General features: G+C 54.3%; 10 protein-coding genes. All 10 read right to left on the bottom strand.

The features are described 5' to 3' along the window. Window positions 1-4 precede the first annotated feature (4 nt). Window positions 5-850, bottom strand: a complete 846-nt coding sequence (locus tag ACFE8Q_RS24575; RefSeq protein ID WP_375448094.1) for a serine/threonine-protein kinase — start codon at window positions 848-850, stop codon at window positions 5-7. 17 nt (window positions 851-867) lie between these two features. Then, a complete protein-coding gene (locus tag ACFE8Q_RS24570; protein WP_375448093.1) occupies window positions 868-2,685 on the bottom strand; it encodes an ABC transporter ATP-binding protein in 1,818 nt (605 codons plus the stop codon). A 2-nt stretch (window positions 2,686-2,687) separates the two neighbouring features. Continuing rightward, window positions 2,688-4,016, bottom strand: a complete 1,329-nt coding sequence (locus ACFE8Q_RS24565) for a hypothetical protein (protein WP_375448092.1) — start codon at window positions 4,014-4,016, stop codon at window positions 2,688-2,690. 139 nt (window positions 4,017-4,155) lie between these two features. Further along, complete coding sequence (locus tag ACFE8Q_RS24560; RefSeq protein ID WP_375448091.1) at window positions 4,156-8,124, bottom strand: ATP-binding protein; 3,969 nt, start codon at window positions 8,122-8,124, stop codon at window positions 4,156-4,158. 223 nt (window positions 8,125-8,347) lie between these two features. Continuing rightward, a complete protein-coding gene (locus ACFE8Q_RS24555; protein ID WP_375448090.1) occupies window positions 8,348-8,821 on the bottom strand; it encodes a DinB family protein in 474 nt (157 codons plus the stop codon). Between the two features lie 31 nt (window positions 8,822-8,852). Continuing rightward, window positions 8,853-9,908: a hypothetical protein gene (locus ACFE8Q_RS24550; protein ID WP_375448089.1), complete on the bottom strand. Its 1,056-nt coding sequence runs from the start codon at window positions 9,906-9,908 to the stop codon at window positions 8,853-8,855. 133 nt (window positions 9,909-10,041) lie between these two features. Next, window positions 10,042-11,148 (bottom strand): transaldolase, encoded by a 1,107-nt coding sequence (tal, locus tag ACFE8Q_RS24545; RefSeq protein ID WP_375448088.1) that lies wholly within the window; start codon window positions 11,146-11,148, stop codon window positions 10,042-10,044. Window positions 11,149-11,338: 190 nt separating this feature from the next. Beyond that, entirely contained in the window at window positions 11,339-13,753 is a 2,415-nt protein-coding gene (locus ACFE8Q_RS24540) for an OmpA family protein (protein ID WP_375448087.1), read from the bottom strand. Between the two features lie 95 nt (window positions 13,754-13,848). Then, complete coding sequence (locus ACFE8Q_RS24535; protein WP_375448086.1) at window positions 13,849-14,829, bottom strand: type IX secretion system membrane protein PorP/SprF; 981 nt, start codon at window positions 14,827-14,829, stop codon at window positions 13,849-13,851. Window positions 14,830-14,901: 72 nt separating this feature from the next. Then, a partial coding sequence (locus tag ACFE8Q_RS24530) for an SdrD B-like domain-containing protein (RefSeq protein WP_375448085.1) occupies window positions 14,902-24,347 on the bottom strand: 9,446 nt, incomplete at its 5' end.

Below are 24,347 nucleotides of genomic sequence, written 5' to 3'. Positions count from 1 at the left end.
GTTATCAGTGGTTGAGTTTATGCCACCATTTACGGATCGGTCCTGCCCACTGAGGCCCTTCCAGCGAGGCTGGGTTTTCGATCAGTTCCAGTACCTGCCGGGCCGTGAGCCTGGCCTTGGGCGACACCGTCAACAGTCGGTCAATGAGTTGCACACTCGCGGGCGATACCGCCGGGTTCAGGCGGGTGGGGGGCAGGTAATTGGCTTTCTGGATCAGTTGGCCGATTTCCGATTCCGTGCTGCCACCGAAAGGCGAGTACCCCGTCATCATTTCATAAAACAACACTCCCAACGCCCAACAGTCGGATGCCGACACACTTTCGCCCGCAAACTGTTCAGGGGCCATCGACGAGACCGTACCCACCAGGTAACCCTGACGCGTGAGGCGGGGTGAATTGGCCAGCCTGGCGAGCCCAAAGTCCAGGAGTTTGGCTTTATCGGGTCGGGGAAGCTTGACGTTGCCCGCCTTCAAATCGCGGTGAACGATATCACGGTCATGTAAATAGGCCAGCGCAGAGGCGATCTGGCCCAGTAGTTTCCAGGCCGTAGGTTCGGGAAGCGGCCCATGCTTACGAATAACCTGTTCGAGCGTCGGCCCCTCAACGTATTCCATCACCAGACAGGATAGCTCTTTCTCCACAAAAAAATCGTACAACAGACCAATGTGCGGGTGACGGAGCGACGCCTGAACAGCCGCTTCATTTTTGAATCGATCAGCCTGCCCGGCCTGTCGAAGCAACTTGATAGCCACCACGCGATTGGCGGCCGGTTGGTGGGCCAGATACACCTCTCCCATCCCCCCCGAACCCAGCCACTGGGTTAGCGTATAGCCTCGAATAGTCTGGTTCATAGCTGTTTTCGAGCCTTTTAAGGATTGACCTGCGCTACCAGAGCACTGGGTACGTTGCCCTGCACGGTGGCAGCCAGCCGGTTCACATTCAGCGTCCGGGCGTTGGAGTCGATGATGTCGCGGTACAGGCCGCCCGCTCGATACAGCGATTCGTGCGTTCCCTGCCCCACTACCCGGCCGTCCTGAAGCACATAAATTCTGTCGGCATCCATGATCTGGCTGATGTTGTGGGAGATGATCAATACGGTGCGGTCCTGCTTGATGGCGTCGAGACTATCTTTGATCTGCTCGGCGGTGATGGCGTCGAGGCTGGCGGTTGGTTCGTCGAGGAGCAGGACGGGCGGATTTTTCAGGAATAACCGGGCAATAGCAATACGCTGCTGCTGCCCGCCCGACAGGGCTCTGGCTTCGGTTTTGTACCCCTGAGGCAGTTGCACTACCTGGTCGTGCAGGCTGGCCTTTCGCGCTGCCGCTACAATCTCCGCCTCCGTAGCGTCCAGCCGACCGTAGCGGATGTTCTCTTCTACGGTGCCCGCAAAAATGTGGTTTTTCTGAAGCACCAGGCCCACGTTCTCCCGAACAAATTCGCTGTCGTAGTCGGCTAGCGGTTGGCCATCCAGTAGCACACGGCCCTGAGTTGGATTGTAAAAACCAGCCAGCAGATTCAGGGCCGAGCTTTTTCCGGCCCCCGACAGGCCAATCAGGGCGGTAACTTTGCCCGGTTCCAGTTCGAGCGTAACGCTGTGGAGTGCCTGCTTGCCATTCGGGTACACGAAGTTCACGTTTTCGAGCGCAAAGTGGCCTGTCCAACTGGTGGTGGTCAATGAGCCGCGCTGGTGCAGGTACGTATCGTTTTCGATCATATCGAAAAATCCTTCGGCATAGACCAGCGCTTCGGTATATTCATCGTAAATGCGGTGCAGGTGCCGAACCGGAGCCGACACATTGTTGAACAGCATAAGGTGCAGCAAAATGGCCCCGATGGTCATCTGATGGGTCAGCACGAAGTAGATAGTGACCACAAAAACCAGGATGATACCGATTTGCTCGGCCACGCTTTTCAGTCCGTCGAACAAATAATTGGTGCGATGGTGCCGGATCTCATTCTCGCTCAGGCTGCTGTTCAACGCGTGCTGGCGCCCTTGTTCATAGCGTTCCCGCACAAAGGATTTCACAACGAAAATAGACTCCAGCAAGCCGAACAGGGCATTGGCTTTATTCTCGCGCACCTCCTGAATATCCCGGCGAATCTGTTTCTGGCGGTTGGTCTGTTCGCGGCTGATGTAGGCGTATAGGGGCAGAACAAACGTGGCAACCAGGCCAACGCCCCAGTTTTTATTGTAGATCAGCACCAGGGCAAACGCAGCATTGGCGATCATCGGCACAATATCGACAAACAGGTTTTTGACCGTTTTGGTCAGGCTGTCGATGCCCTTATCGATTCGCTTTTCGAGCTTGCCGGTCTGGTTCTGGCTTTGGGCAAAAAACGACAGGTGATAGGAAACAATACGGCGGATGGTATAATCGTAGAGGTCGGCGGCCATCCTGAACCGGATACGGTCGCTCAGGAATTTTTGCCCCAACTGAACCAGCAAACTCAACAGTTCTTTGGTCAGCAGAATCATAACCAGGCTACCCACCACCCAGGTTATTTCGGCCCGGTCGACGGGTTGATTCAGTAGTTTCTGCACCGCATTCACCGAGTATTCCATCACCAGGGGCGTCACCTGCGCCAGCATGGCCCCAAGGGTTGTCAGCAAGAGGGCCAACGCCAGACTTCCCCGGTAGGTACGTACAAATGGCCAGAGTTTACGAATGAGGAGCAGGGTGGACATGATTAGATCAGTTGCCGGATAAACTCCTGGGTGTTGAGTCGGCCGTCGGTTTGGTAATCATAGAAAAGCTCGGTCATCGACGCCACAATGTGCGGGTCTTCTGTCAGGAAAGCGGTGAGCTTGGTGGCGCGACCGCTTGCACTTGATCCACTGCCGAGGATACAGACGCACAGCCCCCGGAAGATGCCGGGTTTATTGTCGCGGGGGGCGCTGATAAACAGTTGCACAGGCAACGTCTTATTTACTTTCGACACCCGGATACCCATCTCCTGCATCTCCTGAATAGCCTGCACATGATCTTTGTATAATTGATTGACCAGCAACGACTTCGGCTCGGTAGCCTCGTCCGTCGACGAGGCTACCAGGAAGCGATTATGGTGTGGAATATCATCGCGCTGGCTTAGCACGGCATTGCTGCCCGGCCGGTAGGTTTCTACGGATACATGCTCATTGACTACTTTACCCAGGTATTTCAGGAAAGCGTGGGTAGCGCCTTCATTCTGGTCGTTGAGCGTGACAAACTCAACATGCGCGTCGCTGCCCATATTCTGCAGGTACAGGGCGGCCCCTTTCAATTTGTTTTCAACATCGGTGCGGTCGCGCTGGAGCGCTTCGGCTTTACGTGCGTAATCAAACTGGGTCGCGTTGCGTAGTTCGTGCGGGCGCAGGTCGGCGTGTTTGGCTACGTATTCCATACGAAACGGCGCGATACCCTCAACCCTGGCAGTATTCGACAAAACCAGCAGGTCGTTCCCCTGCGACTGGGCTGAGTCGATCACTTTGCCGATGCCTTTCAGGAGTTCATCGGCACCGTCTATCAGCAGCACTTTTTCGTTGACTTTGCCACTCACATCCATCATCAGCGTATTGAGCGACTGGGTGGCCTGAACCAGCAGGTTGGTCTGGGTCTTGATATGCTCCATCTCCTGCTGATTGATCTTCTCCTTCTGCCGGTTGGCTTTTTCGGTCGACACCGTCACAAACAGCCCGATAAATATGCCCACAATACCGCCGAGCAAACCAGCGATATCGAGCTCGCGGATGTAGCGGTCGATGCCGGGGCCGAAATACCGCTTCGAGTCGGTCCAGGCACCGGTTTTCGGGTCGATCTGAAAGTTAGACAGGTAGTGCGCCGAATCGTTGAAGACATAATACCATTTGAGTCCCATTGATATCAGCAGGGCCACGAAGGGAATCATAAACAGCACGGTGAACAGCACCGGATGCCGCCTGATTATTTCATAGAGAACGCTAAAGAAGCCCGCGTCATCGGGGGCAGGATCAGGGGTACGAAGGGCGTCGGTACTAGTAGTAGACGAAGTAGTACGCATGATAGTGGTTGATTGGTAGAGCCCCACAAAGGTCTACGCCAATCCACTGTGACACCATCCACGAAGACCTAGATTCTGCTATAGGAAAACCTGTATATTAAGGTCGATTCGGGTTCGGGTCTGAGCTAACGGGAGCCGTTCAGGTTGAACGATGCGCAAATTCTGTCGGCGTCTTTTGAAAGAACTCCTTGAATATGAGCGAAAAGTGGGCCGGGCTTTCGTAGCCAACCTGGTACGCTGTTTCGGCAATGGTACCCCCGGCCAGCAGCAGCGAAGCGGCCCGCTTTAACCGTTGCTGACGTAACACATCGTTGGCCGACTGGTTGGCGATCGTGCTCAGTTTACGGTTCAGCGTTCGCCGGCTCACGCCCAGTTCGTGCGCCAGTTCTTCAACCCCGAATGTACTATCGGACAGATGCGCGTCGACGACCTCGTGCAGGTGCCGGAGAAATTTGTCCTCCATCCCCTCGGCCCGACAATTGGCATCGGGCTGGATAAACTGTGCGTGATAATAGTCCCGTAGCGTTTGTTGGCGGCTGATCAGGTTATGCAGCCGCTGGTGTACTTCATCCAGGTGAAATGGCTTGGTCAGGTAGTCATCGGCGCCCTGGCCCAGGGCTTCCATCCGGCTTTCCCGGGCAGTGCGGGCAGTGAGTAACATCACCGCAACATGACTGGTCATGGAGTTGCTTTTGAGGCGCTGAGTTAGCTCGTACCCATCCATACCGGGCATCATCACGTCTGAGATGACCACATCGGGCAGTTCAGTTTGAGCCAGTTGCCAGCCCTCCTGCCCATCAGCCGCCGTTAGTACCCGATAGGAGCCAACTAACTCATCAGCTAGAAAATGGCGTAGTTCAGCGTTGTCTTCAACCACCAGCACCATCGGCCGATTAGCCGCGCCCGGGGCGTGAAAAGCATCTGAACGGCTACCCGTATACGTTGGCAGAATCCGGTTAGTTGCTACCGGACCCATCGCAAAACTGGCAGAACCAGCCAACGCATTGGCTACAGGCAACAACACCGTGAATGTGGTGCCACTACCCGGCTTACTAGCTACTGTGATGGTGCCTCCCAAAACGTTGACCAGTTCGCTGACCAGCGACAGGCCAATTCCGGTTCCCTCGAAAGCCCGGGTACGTGTATCGTCGACCTGGTAAAAACGGTTAAAAATATGGGGCAGTTTCGCCGCCTCAATGCCAATACCGGTGTCTGCCACAACCAGACAAAGCATCTGCTCGCTACCATCGGTAAGCCTAATCCGTATCTGCCCTCCTGCCGGGGTAAACTTCAGGGCATTTGCCAGCAGGTTTGTACCAATGGTCAGCCACTTGTCGGCGTCGAACGCAAATTCCTCCTCCGTCAGCGTAACCTGCGCCAGCAACCTCACCTCTTTCTGGTCAGCAGCCGGTCGGAACGAATCAACCAGTTGCTCGATGAACCCGGCCACATTACCCCGCGCCAGCGATACAGCCATATGGCCCGCTTCCAGTTTCGACAAATCGAGTAACTGATTGATCAGCCCAAGCAATTGCCCGGCATTGCGGTGTACCGATGCCAGTGTCTGCCGGGTTGCGGCATCGTGTTTGGCCTCCTGCAACAGCTTTTCGGTGGGCGTTAAAATCAACGAGAGTGGCGTGCGAAACTCATGGGTAATGTTGGAGAAAAAGCGGGTTTTCACTTCATCAACGGCTTTCAACTGTTCGGCTTCCCGTTGCTTCATCTGCATATTTTGCTGCTCCCGAATCCGGCTGATGCGCAGCCGGACAATGCCAAATACAACCCCTCCGACCGCAACGGCATAGGCCGCATAAGCCCACCACGTGGCCCAGAATGGCGGTTTGATCAGCACCACGATCCGTTTGATCTGGCGCGTCCAGAGCCCGTCCGTATTCGAGCTATTCACCTCGAAAACGTACCTGCCAGGGGCAAGCTGCGTGTAATTGGCCGTATTCTGTTTCCCCGCAACGACCCAATTAGCATCTACGCCACTTAGCCGATACCGATACACGATGTTTTCGGGCTTGTTGTACTGAAGCCCAGCAAATTCAAACGTCAAAAAATTTTGGGTATACGACAGAACCAGTTCCGACAACGCGTTGATTGGCCGCGGCAGCACCGACGCCACCTGATTGGCATCAGCCACTATATTATTGATTTTCAGTGAAGTAAGTACCAACGGCGGTTCGTATACGTCGTTGCGGATGGCGAGTGGGTCAAAAACGGTTCGACCGCCGGATGAGCCAAACATAAGTCGGCCGTCGGGCAAAACAGCCGATGAGCCGATGGCAAACTCCGTTTCCACCAGGCCATCACTGACCGTAAACTGGCGCACAGCCCACGTTTTCGGATTCAGTCGCACTAGTCCGCGCGTTGTTGAGCACCACAAAAAACCGTTGGCATCCGCTTCCAGGCTCTGGACGGTTCCACCCGGAAAGCCTTCACGTTCGCCCAATCGCCGAAACGTATAGGTTCTCGTATCCAATTGGCAAAGGCCATCACCACCCATACTGATCCATAATTTGGCAGGATCGAACGGGTCGGGCGTAAGGCGGTGTATCGTATTGTGGGGCAGCGAATTGGTTGTTCCAGGTTCATTCCGAAAGACGCGAATGATCCGCTGCTTTGTCAGGTCATACTGGAATAAGCCGAGGCCCAGCCGGGAGCCTAGCCAGACGGCGTTACCAATTGGCTGAATATCCGTTACGTCATAGCCTGGGTACGGGCCTGTCAGGGGCAATCGGCTACCCGGATAGAACCTCACCTGTTCCCCATCCAGATTACTTTCGATCAGGCCTAAGTCATTCGAGTAAAGCCAGAGCCGACCAGTCGTCGACGCCTTCAACGCCAGCTTGCAACACTCCCTATTATCAGTACGTCGAAGTGACCGGATTTCTTCCAGTTTTTTCAGGCCTGGCCGATACCGATACACGCGACCCGGATCTACCAGGTAGCCGTCTTGGTTGGGTGCCCTAACGAAACGCGGCCACCAGGCTGTCGGCCAGACGAGTAAAGAGTCGGGAGGCGACCTACCCAGATCAGCTTCGATAAAATCTTCCAGTATCGATTTCCGAGTAGCGTGAAACTGGAACGGCATTGCGTGTTGATCTACCCGGATCAGGCCACCAGTGATGGCTCTACGCCACAACGTACCTGACCGGTCGAGGAGCACCGCATGCGCCCGCCCCGGTCGTCCATTCTCGGAAACCCGTTGGGTGAGCGTCAGGCGGTTATCAGCACCGAGTCGGTACAGGCGGTCTGTGTAGCCAACGTATAGGTGCCGATCAGACAAGGTATTCAGCGAGTAGTAAACCGGATTGGCGGCCACAGGATCAGGAATCGGCACCAGTTGAAACCGGTCCTTTACCGGATCGTACAGCGCTACATTAACGTACCCGAAAAGGACGATCTGCCCGTTTGGACCTTCCACAATGTCGTGGTCAACGGATCTGAAGCCTGTATTACGGACAGTAAATGGGCAATTAATAATCCGTTTCTGCCCGGTTTTGGTATTAAGTTGCAGTAAGCCGGCAGAACAAATCCCGTACAGGAAGCCACTGGCTGTCAGCACCATATCGCTCATGGTATTTATTTCACCGATGAGGGAAAGCAACGGATACATCACCAGTTTCTTTGTCAGCCGGTCGTAGTGAACCAGGTGGACACCCGGTTGCAGCCCCCACACATGTCGCCCATCGGCGCTCAACCGGCATTGGGTGACGGCGGCTTTCCCAGCCGCCAGAAACCGTTCATCCAGCAGCGTAGTGAATCGCTCGGTAACTGGATCGAACAGTTGAAAGCTGCCAGATTCTAGGCCAATCAGGAAGTCTCCCGCCGCTGTTTCAACCAGTTGGGTAACCTTGTTGTCGGCTAGTGACGTGGTGTCGCCGGGCTTATGCCTGAACACCTTGACTGTCCGTCCATCGTAACGCCCCAACCCGTCGGCGGTACCAATCCAGATAAAGCCGGCCCGATCCTGAACAACCTCGGTCACCGTCGAATTCGGCAACCCGTCGGCAGTCGTCAGCGTCTTGCTGGTCTGAGCAGAGGCCAGTAGAAATTGGGCCCAGGCCAAGGCTATCGTCAGAAACCACTGACGCGTTATCATACAAAAACAGATTGATATACAGCAGGTAAGGTAGCAGATAATCAACCCATTATAAAAACCAGGTCTACTTTTTCAGTGAACGGAGCCAGTTGTCTAACGTACCTGACAAAATGCGACTAACTAATCTAACCAACCGCAATTACTTAAGTAGTTAATACATAAGAAAAGAGTAGGTACGTTCGCAGGGCATGCATCGAAACAGCAATGGATCATACGAGTCTGTTCACCCCTCAACCAGTCGCCGGTGGTAATTCATCTGCCCCAGGTGATAGCTCAGATGAGTGGCCAGATGCATCAATAAATAGCCAGTCGATGTCTTTTTCTCGAAGACTTGTAGTGGGTATTCCTCATCCAGGCTGGCGGCGTCGAGCGTCGTCAACGTACGGGTGACGATTGCGATGGTGTCTTCCAGTTGAGTCAGCAAAACAGGTCTGGGTACGTCGCGGAGCGAAAACTCCAGCTCACGCTGCCGAACGTACCCAGACTGTCCCAGTTCGGCTCCGATGTAGGTGTTCAGGTTACCAATGAGGTGAAGGCATAAGTTACCCGCCGAATTGCTGATTCCTGCGGGCACCGCCCAGATTTGTTGCTCGTCGCGGTATTGGCGCAATTCAGTTCTGACCCGGTTCAGGTCACGATCAAACAGGGTGGTCAGGGTTTCGAGCAGCATACTGGCTTTTTTGTGCAAAAAACGCATAAATAACAAGACGTCAACAAGCAGGCACTGGTCAATGTTGCCTGAGCCACTCGAAGTAATCGTGTTCAACGGCAATTCCGTTATATACCTTGCCCGTTACTTTACCGGCAGTGTCGTACGTCAGTTTATGGTAGGTATGGTCATGATCCGGGTACGCCTTCACCGTCAGGTTGGTTTTACCACGCCGCGCAAATTCCAGCGGCAGTATGTCGTTCGACGTTGACCCCACATCGGCGGTGCCGTAGATAATACAGATCGGAATGGATAGCGCCAGCAGGTAGTCTTTGTTGAGGCCGTGCGAAAACGAGTACGTCGTTCTGTTGGGGTCGCCTGCAACGGCAGTTACATTCAGCGAATCCCGACATATGGCGGCCCATTCCTGCTGCAATGCCTCAACGCTGCGTTGCGCTTCGGCCTGCGTGTATTCGCCCGTGATCCCTTTGGCCCGTTCGGTGCGGATAATCGATTGCAACCGGCCTTCCAGCCCACCCGACGAGGCAATCAGGTGGGTCACCCGTTTGTTGCTATACGCCGTTTTGATGGCGACATGATACCCTTCCGACCCACCAGCCAACACCACCCGACGGGTATCGGCCCAGGGTTGTTTCAGCACAAAGGTCAACACGGTATTGGTCTGAGCGACGTAATAATCCAGGTAGTTATGGGCCAGGTACGTTGCCGGATACATGGTTGGTAATGGCTTGTCGCGGGAGCCGAACAGCGTGTCCAGGTACGTATCCTCGACTATTAGTGGCACGCCCGGTTTGGCAATCATGATACTGTATTGGTCGGCTTCATGATCGTAACAGGTTCTGGGCAGTTCGGTAAGAGCGTGACGCCTTGTTTTGGGGCTTATTGTGAACAGCGGAATGGGTAGCGACCCTTGCCTGAACAGAAAAACAGGTTTACGTTTGGTGAGTTCGCCCTTGCTGGCTACCACCGCAAAAGTGATTGAATCGCCGGGAAACGAACCAGGAAATGGAATAGTAAAAACGGCGCAGTCGCCAATTTGCCGCTGGCTGTACTGGCCAGAAGCAGATATGGATAACGTGCTCACCATCAGCGCAATAACGACCAATTGTTTCACAGTAAAAGCGAGGATCAGTTCACCGGCAAAGATGCCGTTGTGTGCCTATCTGCGCCAACATAAGATTTGTTAAATGCAAAAGCCGCATCCAGACTGTCTGAATGCGGCTTTTGTCGGCTGGAATGCCTGTACGTTAGGCGGGCGTAAGGTTTTTCTTCTGGTCGTCGATCGCTTTCAACAGCTTATCATAGGGTTTATTGAATTTGTCGATCCCCTCGTCTTCCAGTTGCTGCATCAGCGCGTCCAGATCAATACCGGCTTCTCTCACCGTAGCCAACACCTGTTCAGCCTGTTCAGGATTGGTTTCCAGTTGCGCCTGCGGATTACCGTGATCCCGGAAGGCGTCGAGCGTTTCCATCGGCACCGTATCAACCGTGTTGGGCCCAATAAGCGCCTCCACGTATTTCACATCCGAATAGGCCGGGTCTTTACTGCCGGTACTGGCCCAGAGCAAGCGTTGCGGGGTAGCTCCTTTATCGGCCAGGGCCTTGAATCGGTCAGAATCAAACAGCCGTTTGTAGATCTGGTACGCCTGTTTAGCCGAGGCAATAGCTACTTCGCCTTTCAGATCAGTCAAGCCTTTTTCAACCAGAATAGGGTCAACGAGCGTGTCGATGCGGCTCAGGAAGAAACTGGCGACCGAGGCAATCTGATCAACAGGCTGCCCGGCGTTGGCGCGTTGCTCCAACCCGGCGATGTAGGCCTCGGCAACGGCCTCATACCGGTCGAGGCTAAACAACAAGGTTACGTTGATATTGATACCCTCGCTAATAGCTTGCTGAATAGCGGCAAGGCCCGGTTGCGTTCCGGGAATCTTGATCATCACGTTGGGCCGGTCAACGGCTTTCCAGAGGGCACGTGCCTGCTCGATGGTGCCGGCCGTGTTAAGGGCCAGATGGGGTGATACTTCCAGGCTCACGAACCCGTCGGCTCCGCTCACTTTATCGTCATAGACCGGCATGAAAATATCGGCGGCCCGCTGAATATCGGCTACGGCTACGCCATAGAATATATCTTCATTTGACTTACCGGCTTCAGCCAATTGTTTGATGTCGCTATCATAATCGGAACTGCTACTGATCGCTTTTTCGAAAATAGCCGGATTGGACGTAATACCCCGAACGCCGTCTTCGTCGATAAGCTTTTGTAGTCCACCGCTATTTATGATCTGGCGGTCAATGAAATCGAGCCAGATGCTCTGACCTGCTTCGTGAATTTGTTTTACCCGGTTAGTTGCCATAACAAACGCTTTTTGTTTAAATCGAGAGTGGTAATTTACTACACCATAAAGGCTTGACAAGCGGGTTTGTTTACTCAAAACTTTATCAAACTACTATTTTCAACAGAAAGCCGCCCTCAGTTATCCGGGGGCGGCTTTCAAAACAAAATGAGTCTGTGGGTACGTACCTGGCAGGTATGCACCCATAGACTCATTTTATAGTCAGAATCTTGATCTCCGTCCGGCGGTTCTGCTGATGCTGTTCTTCCGAGCAGTCGGCCCCGTCGGCACAATCATTCACCAGTTCAGACTCGCCATAGCCGGTGGCTTTCAGGCGCGATTTAGCAATGCCTTTCGACGCCAGGTACGTGACAGCGGCTTTGGCCCGGCTCGTCGATAGCGTTTTGTTATAGGCGGCGGTGGCCCGGCTGTCTGTATGTGACCGCATTTCGATGGTCATTTTGGGATAGCGCGTCAGCATGTCAACCAGTCTATCCAACTCTACAGCGGCATCCCGGCGAATCTTAGACTTTCCCCGATCGTAATAAATGTTGTCGAGCCGTAATATATCGCCCTTGCTGAACATAGTGATATTGGGATCTCCAGTTCCATCGGCGGCAATGCGCGATCCAAGGCAGGCCATATCCTTGTAGGTTGCTTCGAGTTTGTACTCGCAGCCGAGAACGGTAGTAAATGAATACAACCCGTTACCATCGGACACCATCTGGAAGGATGAGCCATCACATTCATTCGCTAGCGTAATTTTTACGTCGGACAGAGGCGCGTTATCATCCTGAGAAACAACCTTACCCTGCCGTTGCGTTACGGCTCCGGTCACCCCGGCCACAGTGGCAACCGCTGTAACTACAGTGGGGTGGCTAAGGGCAATTTCGAGCCGCGAGGGCTGATCATCCTGTAGGTTATGAGTGGCAAATCCAACCTTGCTGTCGATGTACCCATCATGCATGGCCACAAGCGTTAGTTCACTTTCGGCGTCTACACAAATCTTTATATCGCCATTGGCGTCAGTCTCCAACTCTTTTCGGTCATTACCCGGCTCACCACCCTGCAAGACAACTTTTGTGTTGGCCAGTGGGCCTTTAGTAACTTCATCAAACACATTGACCGTCAACTGGCGACAGGGATACAGCGACCCCTCGCGTGAGAACCGGTAGATATCATCATCGGCCCCACCATTCTTGCGGTTACTGCTGAAATACCCGGCCTTCCGGTTGCCATCGGTCACGATCCCGAAATCATCTTTAGCCGAGTTGAGTGGTTCCCCAACGTTCCGAATGTTTTTGGTAGGCTTACCATCAACCGACATTTCAACGTAGAAGATATCCAGATCACCCAGCCCCGGCAGGCCATCGGACGAGAAATAAAGATTTCCTTTTTCATCTATGAACGGGAAGAGTTCATTGCCTTTTGAATTGACGTTTGCACCCAGATTAACCGGGGCTGACCAATGGCTTCCCTCCCACTTCGACACATAAATATCGGTACCACCCATACCACCCGGCATATCAGAGGCAAAGTATAGCCGCTGGTTGTCACGGCTTAGGGCAGGATGCCCCGTCGAATATTCATCGCTGTTGAAGGGCATTTCTTCAATGTCGCTCCAGAGGCCGTTGACCTGTTTGGCCGTGTACAGCTTTAGCTTATTGACCCCGTCTTTACTGGTTGCCGACTGGCCGTTGTTGTAGTTGTTGCGCGTGAAGATCACCCGTGAGCCATCACTACTAAAGGTAGCGGGTCCTTCGTGGTATTTGCTGTTTAAGGATTGGCTGAACTGGTCAGATTCCGACACCGGCACCATCCCGTAGCCTTCGCCTGCCGCTACCTGATTACCGCCAAACACGCCTACTGTACGGCTGTCGTTAGAGGTAGGGGCCGTAAAATCATCGCGGCCGAGTGGCCGGTACGACTGCATACGTACCTGGCGGCGGTTCGATTTGCCACTGCCTAAACTGGCGGGGGAGGTCCCTTTCACTGAACTCAGTTCAGGTATGTAGTGCAGGTCGAGAAAGGGAGTATTGTCCCATTTAAAGATGCGCCGAATACCATTATCGGCCTTCGATGAGGTAACGAAAACCAGACCGCCCTGGTAAATCACCGGGCTGAATTCGGCCTCACGTGTGTTCAGGTCCAGAAAATCGACCCGGTAGCTGCCCGCATTGCTTGTGAGTGCGCTCACGTCACGGTATAGCTTGGAGAATTGCGGACCACGATTGTCGGTCGTTTTCAGGCTTGCATACGTTTCGTAGGCTTCCTGGGCCTCTCTATATTTTCCGTTGCTGGCCAGAGCCTGCGCAAAATGCAGGTACGAATCTGAATAGTCGGCGGGTAGTTGCCCACTCCCGATCAGATCACGGTAAATTCGTTCGGCATTATGGGTGTCGCGCAACTGGCGGTAGCAATAGCCGAGTTTAGCCCGCGCCTGACGTACGTCGGCTTCGGTCGATAATTGGGCTTCCTTAAGTGCCTGCTCATACAGATCGGCGGCCTGAGCGTAGGCTAGTTGAGCAAACTGCTGGTCGGCCCGTTTGGCGGCGTTCTGAGCCTGAGCGCTATAGCCAAGCAGGAACAGCAGCCAACAGATGGCGAGAGATAAACGAGAGGTCATACGTGAAGCTGTATGAGAATGGGTTAGAACTAAGAAAGGGTATATCCTCTAAATTGAGAATATACCCTCTGGATAGCAAATACTTTGCCGAATTCTTAGAAATAACGCGGTGTCAGGATTTTGTTCCGATTAAACCCTAGTTCGTAGCGAATCATGATCTCGTGGGAATTAGGCGAAAACTTCCCTAAACTGTTCAATGTGCGGTCATATGAATAGCCTAACCGGAACTGGTCGCTAAGCTGAAGTTCCAGCAGACCCACTATGGCATCGTTGGTCTGGTTGGTAAATGTGTAGAACTGGTTGCGGCGATACGATGTACCAATAGCCACCCGATCATTGATCCACAAGTTTACGTTACCGTCGAAACCCAGTGGCGCATCTTCCGAGTATTTCACCAGCATCGACGGTTTCAATTTCAGCGCCGGGCTCAGGCCAATAACGAACCCAGCCATTGCGTATGCCTGACGAGCCTGCCGCGACCGGAGGCCCGGCGCGTTGAAATCGCTCAGGTTATTCCGCAACAAACGGGGCACCGACAAGCCGATATACGACCGGTCGTTGCTGACATACACGCCGGTACCGAAGTTGGGCAGCATCTTGTTGATGTCCGTTGCAAAAGCCGGGTCATTCGGACCTAACTGGCCGGGGGAGGTCACTACTTCGGTCAGGCGATTGCTGTAGGCCGACACACCACCGGTTAACCCCAGAGACAGCGTTGACCGTTGCCCCACCCGGAAGCGGAACGCGTAGGATGCATAGGCTCCCGTTTCGGTCTGCTTGCCAATGCGGTCATTGTAGAGCTGAAGGCCTACGCCGATCCGTTCGCGGTTGAGCGGCATATCGGCGGTGAAGGTTGCCGTTTGCGGGGCACCCTCCAGGCCAATCCACTGCGCCCGGTAAAGGGCCGTCATGCTCAGCACATCGCGGCTACCGGCATAGGCCGGGTTAAGCGCCATCATGTTGAACATGTACTGCGAGAACATCTTGTCCTGCTGCGCCTGCACCCGGCTGCTTCCAACCCCGAGGGTTAGCAGCAGCACGGCTGCCCAAAGTTTAAAAGCGTGTTTGTTACACATATCAGATAGGCTGCTTTGGCATTTTTTCAGTTCGATGCGGTTGGCCGTGGCCAACCGCATCGAACTTACTTACTACCGGTTAATCGTCATGTACCGTACGAACTCACGGCCATCGCTCAGTTTCACGACATAGAAGTACGTACCGTCGGGCAGGCCATTGCTGGTGTTACCCACTTGTGCGCCTGTGTTTGGCTTGCCGTCCCAGTCGTTCTTGTAGTCTTCGCTGTAGTAGACGCGGTGTCCCCAACGGTTGAAGATTTCAAGACTAACTGTTGTACCCTGCGTTCCGGTGATCACGAAGGTATCGTTGATACCGTCTCCGTTGGGCGAGAAGCCTTCAGGAATAAACACCGTTTGCAGGTTCAGCGGCAGGTTCAACGGGGTGGCTTCGCTTTCGTTCAGATCGGTCGGGTTGTTGTTTCCGTTCAGATCCGGGTTCATGCCGTTGGTCGACACGTCGCGAACTGTTTCCAGACCCGCCTTCGCTACGGCATAAACCGTGTTGAAGAACGTACCTGTTTGCCCGTTGCTCAGGACGTTAATCCGTACAAGCAGCGTATCCGTGGCTCCTACTGCCAGGCGACTCGTTGAATCACCCATCACCAGAGCGGGGTCGGTGCTTCCGTTAAAGCCCGGATTCACCTTCAGCTTACTACCTGCTGATGCAATTGGTGTGCCAAGTACACTAAAGCCTGCGCCTACCTGCTGATTAAACACGTTCGAGAGGCTATCAGACAAAGACACATTGTTCAGAGCAACCGTACCGTAGTTTTTCACAACCACGCGGTACGTGATGTTGTAGCTACCGTTTGCCTGGCGGGCCGTGTCACGAACCATCATGGCAACTCCAATGTGTGGTGCACCGGGCAGGCTGTTCAGCACAACCCGTGTTCCATCATTGTTGTTGCGCGGATCGAGATCGTTATCAGGGTCCACATTCGAGCCGGTATTCGACGTATCAGCTATAGCTACTGAGCCACTCATTGCCGAACCAAGGGCAATGTTGGTGAAGCTCAGCGATGTGGCTTTCGACACATCGACACGCGCCATCAGTTGAATGTAACGAATCGCTTTGGCAGGCAGTGAGCTGGCCGTGGTATCGAGCATGCTGGTCAGCAACCCAACACCCGTGTAACCGGCGTTCACTTTCAGGCCTGCATCGGCCGTTACCGTTACACTGGTCACCTGCGCACCGCTACCGAACGTTTTCGACAGATCGTCGATCACCTGCACCTTCTTCAGATCCGTTGTGCCCAGGTTACATACCTTGATTGTGTAGGGTACATTCCAGACATTGTCGGCAATCCGTACCGGCGTACCCACGGCCTTGGCTACCCCAAGAAGCGCCGATGGCAGATCGAACCGAACACCTGTTTTGGTATCATCATTCGGGATGATGGTTGACCCGGCGTTCGACTTGTCGGTCACCGTCAGCGTAGTCGCTTCTGGCTTAGCGGAGGCATAGACCTGGCTGTAGAATGGTCCGATGGCACCGTTGGGTTTCACGTTCACCGTGTAACTCAGGGTATCGGCCTTACCAGCAGCCAGACGGCTTTGTGAGCTATTGAAGTAATATGGCGCATCGTTTCCGTTGAAATCTCCGCTAATCACCAATTCACTACCTGCATTGACAACCAGGCCACTCACGATTGAGTACGATGCCGGGCTCTTAAACGCATTGGCGATGGTGTCGAGCAGACTCACGTTTGTCAGCGCAACGTTGCTGTAGTTCTTCACATACACCTTGTAGGTCACGTTGTAACTATCGTCAGCCTGTTTCACCACCGATGCAACCGCCATGGCTACGCCGATTTGTTTGGCTTGTGCTTTCGCCGTGGCCGGAATCGTGATCAGTGCAGCACCGGTGTTGTTGGTTGGGTTACCGTCCTTATCCGGGTCGGCGTCATTTCCATCAACGGATGCGTCACTCACCTGCGACGTCGAATTCATAGCTGTAGCCATCGCCAGGTTAGCGTATGTCCGATCAACTGTGTCTGCTTTGTTCACACGAACCGTTGCAGACAGCATAAATGTCGACGTCTGACCGGCAACCAGTGTACTGCTGGCGGCAAGTAGCTGCGTAGTAGCACCTGATCCGGTATAAGCCGGGTTCAGCACCAGTTTGCTGCTACCATCTGTTGAGGCCAGTTGAGTACTCAGTACGTGGCCAGCACCAAACACAGCATCCAGGTCGTCCGTCACGCCTACGGTGCTCAGATCTTCGTCGCCGAAGTTAGTCACGGTAAACTGGTAGGCGACGGCCAGTGTGCTATCGTTGGTAAAGGTTGGCGTACCAATCACCGCTTTGGCCAGGCCAATCAGGCCCGCTTTGAATGGTGAGTTATCGCTAACCGTTACGCTCGACGTGTTATTGCTCGCCGATGGATCAACTACATCGCTGTAGGTGATACTGGCGGTGTTCACCACGTTTCCTTTCTTCGTCAGACGGGCCATGAAGACGATCGAGTCGGTGGCACCGACAGCCAGGCTGTCGAACCGCTTCGTAATGGCACCATTTCCTACCGTGTACGATACCGGTGAGTTGGCAACGACCAGGTTCAAGCCTACTGGCAGTACATCGCGGATGTCTACATTGTATGCCTTATTCGGACCGTTGTTCGTCACCTTCAACGTATAGGTGATAGCTTCACCCACTTTCGCCGTTGGGTTGCTTACCAGTTTGGCAATAGATACGTCGGCCGACTTACCGTTATCCTGCAGGCAGTCGATCACCTTCACACTCACCTTGGCTGGCAGGCTCACACACTGGCTGGCCGTACGCTCGAAGATGTAGTAGGTGCCTTCGCCAGCCGCAGCCGGGTTCATCACCAGTGCCGACGATGTCGACTCACCCATACGGTATTCGTAGGTGCTACCAGCCGTAGTCAGACCGCCAAGGGCTGTGCTCAGGCTTACTGTAGTAGCTGGGCAGGCGTTGCGCAGGTTAGCTACCAGCGGAGCTGCTACTGGAGCAGCAACGCTGATGGCTACGCTTGCCGAAGGAACTGAGCTACATCCGTTCTGATCGAAGACCTGAACGCTGTAGGCACCGCCCTGTTTCACCGTAATACTCTGCGACGTGGCTTTATTCGACCACAGGTACGTAAACCCGGCTGGTGCCTGAAGCTTCACTGAGTCACCGTAGCAAAGCTGGGTGGCTCCGATCACCGCTACTGTCGGCTGCTCTTTCGGACCATTGAGAGTTAGTACCAGTGCGTCGCTCTTCGTGCCGCAGGCCGTATTGTTGGTTTTCACTGAGAATGTCAGTGTAACCTGGCCGGCCTGCACATCCGTCGCCGACGGAGTGTACAGAGCCTGACCGCTAAAGGCATTGTCGAACGTACCTGTACCGCTGGTTGCCCATTGAGTAGTCAGGTTCTTTCCGGTTGCCTTACCGTTTAATTTATACGTCTTCGCTGCGCATACGGCTGCATCCAGACCTGCGTCGGCCGTCACCGGGTTGTCGCCGCATGGGATGATATCACCACAGGTTGTGATGTTCACCTGGATCGGAGCAGGCAGGCTGTAGCAACCGCCAGTCGTTTTCTCAACCACGTAGTACGTACCTGATACCGTCACGTTGGTGTTGGTCAGCTTAGTAGCTGGCTCAAGCGTGCTGCTTGAGTAGTACTCGAGCGTTCCGCCGGTTGTTTGAACAGGACCTACTGCGCTGGCCAGATTCACGGCCAGGATTGGGCAGGTATTGGTCAGATCCGTCGTTGCTGGCTGTGGCACTTTGCTCAGCACATTGATCACGATGGCGTTCGACACCTTGCTCTTACAGTTGTTCGAGGTACAGCACTGGGCCGTGTAAGTAGCCGTTATGGCTGGGTTCACGGTGATGCTGCTACCTACCTGGTTGTTACTCCAGATAGCAAAGGCACCCGCTGGGCAACCGCTGGCCGTCAGCGTAACAGGCGAGCCGAAGCAGGTCGTTACGTTGTTGGTCGAACCGTTCACCTTCACAACTGGCGTACCTGGCTGACCAACTGTCAGTTTGCAGGCTGGCGACCAGTCGCTCTGGCAACCGTTCAGCGTACACTTCACGGCGTAGGTTGTGCTTTCACCCGGGGTTACCACGATGCTCGACGTTGTTTCGCCGGTGCTCCATAGATAACCAGCGTTCTCGCAGCCCTGAGCCGTCAGTGTGGCCGGATCACCCGCACATACCGTTGGCTTGTCGCAACCGATCGTTGGTACTTTCAGCAGAACCAGGTAGTGGTCGACCATCTGCGACGGTGCACTGCTGCAACCATCCACTGTGCAGATAGCACTGAACCAGTTGTCGTGTAGTACTGTGAAGGTAAAGACGTTCCCTTCAGCACCACCTCCCCATGTAACCTTGCCGTTCTCACAGCCGGTTGCAGTCAGAGAGACAACCTCACCATAGCAGCGGTAGATATTTCCAATACCCAGGATCACCGGTGCAGGTACGTACTTCACTTTCGTACGGGCACCTGTTACATCCAGGTCAGCGCAGATCTGGTTCGCCTGAATCCGGTTCAGCACATCCGCAGCCGTCGTCGTTCCCGGAACAACCATCGACAGATCGAGGGTAGCCGGATTGTAGACCAGGGTATGAATGGTGTAGATACCGGCGTCAGCAGCAGCCACCGTGAATGATGGCGTAGCACTTGTCTGCTGGATCACCAGACCAGTTCCTTTTGTCAGTACGTAACGAACTGAGAAACCAGTTGGTACCACGCGACCACCGTTGTCGGTTGCGGCGAGTGTCACCATCGTCATTGTCGACGCACACACTTCGCTTATAACGGGCACCAGTGTACCTGCCTTTGCCGTGCAATTCTCAGGCCCTTTCTTACGAATAGTGATCGTAATCGATGGGTCTGTGACACAGCTACGGAAGCGGCAGACAGCCGTGTAGTAGCTGACAGCAGCCGATGGCGTTACCACAATCGAGTTGCCCGTCTGGTTGGTATTCCACGTTACTGTGCCCGGGCAGTTGGTCACCGACAGTGTTACGCTTTCCCCTTCACTGATCAGCGTGCTGCTGGCCGTCACGTCTGGTTCAGGCACCGGTACTACTGTAATCGTATACAGTGGTGAAGATGCACTCATGCAGACGCCATCCGCGCATTTGACCGAATAGCTGGTCGTTTTGGTTGGCGACACAGTAATCATTGTCTTCCCATTATCAGCCGCCCCTGTACTCCACATCGCGGTACCTGAACAGTTCTGAATCGTTAGATCAACCGATTCGCCTGGGCAGATCACCGATGTGCTGCAAACCACTGTTGGTGCTGGTGGCGTGCTGACATTGATCGTAATCACCCGCGACTGTGGGCTTCCACAATTGGCAGCCTGTTTACAGGTAGCCGAGTAGGTGTTGGCATCAGCCGTTGGTATCACGACGATCGACGTACCTGTCATACCGTTCGACCAGTTAACCACTCCGTTGGTGCAGTTACCGGCAGTCAGCGTGACACTGCCACCGTTGCAAACCGTTGCAGCCGAAGCCGTAACCGTTGGCGCTGTACCAGCCGTTTTCACAATTACCCTTACTACGTTCGACGGTGCGCTTTCGCAAGTGCTGGTCAAACAGGTAGCGGTGTAATCTGTGTTGATCGTCGGTACTACAACAATCGAGCTGCCAGTCAGGTTACCCGGCATCCATTTAACAGTTCCGTTGGCACAGCCTTCAGCTACTGTCAGCGTTACCGACTCACCAGAGCAGATGGCCGTGTTCGGAATAGCCCGGATCGTTGGTGCCGATGGCTTGCCTACCTGAATCGTTACCGATTGAGACGGATTGCTTACACAATCGCGCACCTTACAGTAGGCGTAGAAGCTTTCCGTTGACGTTACCGTGACCGAGATCACGCTACCTGTCATATTGTTGCTCCAGGTCACATTGCCCTGGCAGCCAGTAGCCGTGAGGCTAACAACCGTTCCGGCGCATACCGACGTTGCAGATGCAGCCACCGTTGGCACAGCCGCCGGTGTCACCTTGATGGTGTAGTCGTTTGAGCGTGGGCTCAGGCAGGCACCATCCATGCATTGTACCGAGTAGCTATTGTTACCCTGCGTTGGTGCCACTATGATGCTGGCGGTTTTTTCGCCGGTGCTCCATATTGGCGTCCCTACGCAGTTCTGGGCAGTCAGTGTAACCGTTTCGCCTGGACACACATCCGTTGTGCTGCAGACTACAGTTGGTTTCGGCAGGTCGTTACCCACCTTAATCACCTTGGCAGTCGACGTGCTGTAGCAGTTATTGAGGCGGCACTGAGCCGTAATCGTCGTCTCAACGTTCACGGTCAACGATACAACCGCACCAGTCATGTTATCTGACCAGAACACCTGACCATTCTCGCAGCCAACAGCGGTGAGGCTAACCACACCACCGGCGCATACCTTATCGGCACTAGCCAGGATCGTTGGTGCTTTCACATCCGTCACTGTTACCGTAATCGGGTTCGATGATGGGCTGGCACACGTACCTACTACGCAACTGGCAGTGTAGGTGGTCGTCATCGTTGGGAACACTTCGATCCGGTTACCCGTCATGCCATTCGACCATCTGATGGTTCCCTGGCAATCGCGGGCTGTCAAGATCGTCGACTCGGTCGGCGTATGGCCGCAAAGTGCTGTAACGGCGCAGGCAATCGTTGGAGCCGGTGTGTTACAATCATCAACCGTGATACCCACTGTCGCTGTGTTGTTACCCGGCAAGCTCGGATCATCATTACCACCTGTTACTACAACCCGGTTCGTAATTGAACCAGTCGCTTTCACTTTCACCTGAACGATCAGGCTGCGGTTCGAGCCGTTCAGCAGGCTACCGATTGTCCATATACCCGTTGCCGCGTTGTATTCGCCGGCCGGTGTGGCACTGACGTATTCAAGTGAAGCAGGCAGCATTTCAGACACCGACACCGCTGTGGCGTTGATCGGACCGTTGTTGGTAACCGTGATTCCGTATGAGATCACATCACCCACTTTGTACGGACCAGCCGTCATTACTGTCTTCACAACCGCAAGGTCGGCCAGACAGGTAGCTTTTACCGTTACGATCACCTCACTTGACGGAACGCTGACACAACCGGCTGCGCTTTCTGCAATGGCCGTGTAGGTAGTTGACTGCATTGGCGTTACCACCAGCGCTTTACCACTAGCCGTTGATCCAATCAGGGTGCCGTTGGCATACCAGTTGATCTTGGCACCAGTCGTGAACCCGAACAGCTTCGTGCTCGTGCCGCGGCAGAGGATCTCATCATCGCAGGCTACACCAAGTGGCGCATCTGGCCGCTTGCCGATTGCTACCAGCACCGTGCTGCGAGCAGGCATACAAACACCGTTGCCATCTGGATCGTTGGTCGTTACCGTAAAGGCAACCTGACCAGCCGCGATATCAGCCGCCGAAGGCAGGTACATGGCCGTGAGGCTGTTAGCACCTGTTAGCGTACCAGCGGTTGCCGTGTTCGAGGCCATCCAGGTTACACCCGTTGCCGATCCGCTGATCGTTGCTACCAGCGTAATCCGGTCACCTTCGCAAACTGAGCCTGATGTGAGGCTGGTCGATACCATCGCTACACTCTGGCAGCTACAATCGATCGCGTTGACCGTCAACACAGCAGGGTAGCTGTAGCAACCGTACCGTGACCGTTCGAACAGGTAGTATTCACCCGCACCGACAGCCGACAGGTTGGTCACCAGCGGACTTGTTTCACTGATTCCCGTATGCCATTCCAGCGTGCTGCCAGGCAGTGGCACATTGTTCAGTTTCACCGTTGTGAGGTCAAACAGTTTGTCTTTGCAGACCGTCACTTCCTTCAGACACGATGGCGTGTTCGGACGGGCGTTGACGATGATGACAACCGGCTTGATCTCGCTCTTGCAACCGTCGGCCGTTTCTGCCTGTACGTAGTAGGTCAGGTTAGTCGTCGGTGCTACTTCCATTGATTGGCCACTTACTGTTGTGAAGGCCAGCACCTGCGCCGTGGCGTCGAGGTACCAGTTCACTCTCGATGCTCCTGTTGCAATGGCACTTACCGAAGTAGAACCGCCCACGCAAAGGCTCATGTTGGTTGTTCCGGCAACCAGTACCAGTTGAGTAGCACACTTGCCAGCTACACCCGCGTCGATCGTCATGTTATTCCGACCAACGTCTCCCAGTGGTAGGGCCGTGTTGATCACGATCAACTTGCTGAAACCATCAGGGCCTGGATTGCTGTCTACTGTCCGATCAGTACCTGCTTCGGTTAGGGTGAAGATTTCGCCCGTTGGGAGGGTGAATTTCACTTTATAGCTACCAGCAATTAGGTTATCGAACAGGTAGTAACCAGTACCATCTGTCAGCGTTTCGGCTAGCGGAGTAGTCAGGTTATTAGCGCCATACAGTTCAACCGTGATACCAGCCAGGCCTGTAGGTCCGTCATTCTGGATACCATCGTTATTTGTGTCGCGCCACACGTAATTACCAATCGAGCCGTATGGAACAATACCGGCATCAATGGTCAGGTTCACACGGGCCGTGCTCGATAGCGGCTGGGTTACGTCGATGGTGATGACATCCGTCAGCCCGTCAACTACACCCGGATTACTATCAAGGTCAGTGCTAACACCTGTTTTGTTCTTCGTCGTGAATACACTGCCATTCGGCGCCGTAAACTTCACGATGTATTGACCCGAAGGCAGCTTGTCGAACAGGTATTTACCCATGCTATCCGTTATGGTCGTAGCCAGTGGCACTGTCGTGTTCGAGGCAGCGAAGAGCTGTACTGTGACACCCGCTACACCAGGTTCCAAAACAGTCGATCCTTGCTGACCGTCGCTGTTGTAATCGAACCACACGTAATCACCGATGGCGCCCAGACCGCGGACGAAGCCACCATCAACCGTTGGGTTACTTTCACCGCTAGCCAGCGTAATGCTCTGGCTACGGCCCGTAAGTGGGTTGATGTCACTATCATTCGCTGTGCTGGTTCCAGCCAGAGGCGTTGTTGGTGCGTAGCCAGCCGGAGCCGTGAAGCCAACACTATAGCTGTTGCTCGAACCTGGCGTCAGACCCGTGAACGAGTACAGACCTGACCCATTGGTGGTCGTCGTGGCCACGGCACTACCGTTCTGGTAGAGCGTCACGATCACTCCTGGAATCGGCGTGTCGCCCGTATTCTGGATGCCATCCTGGTTAACGTCTTCGAAGACGTAGTCACCCAGGGAAGCAGGCCGGAAGAAACCAGCGTCCACCGTTGGGTTGAACTCGTTGGCTGTCAGGCTATACACTCCCGTCAGACCACCCACGCCTGCATCCGAATCGATCATATCGTTCAGACCTGCGTTAGCCGCCGTGGGTACGTACCCAGATGGTTGACCGAAGCCCACTACATACGGCATATTTGGCGTCAAGCCCGTGAATCCATATAAACCGTTGGCATCCGTAATGGTCGTGTTGACGACGGACCCGTTTGAGTACAAGGTCACTAACACCCCTTGGATCGGCACATCGCCCGCATCCTGGATGCCGTTGGCATTCTTGTCTTCAAAGACATAGTCGCCCA

Origin of the sequence: uncultured Fibrella sp. (genome assembly GCF_964250085.1) — a bacterium.
Lineage (GTDB): Bacteria > Bacteroidota > Bacteroidia > Cytophagales > Spirosomataceae > Fibrella.
This window is presented reverse-complemented; position numbering and strand designations above follow the sequence as displayed.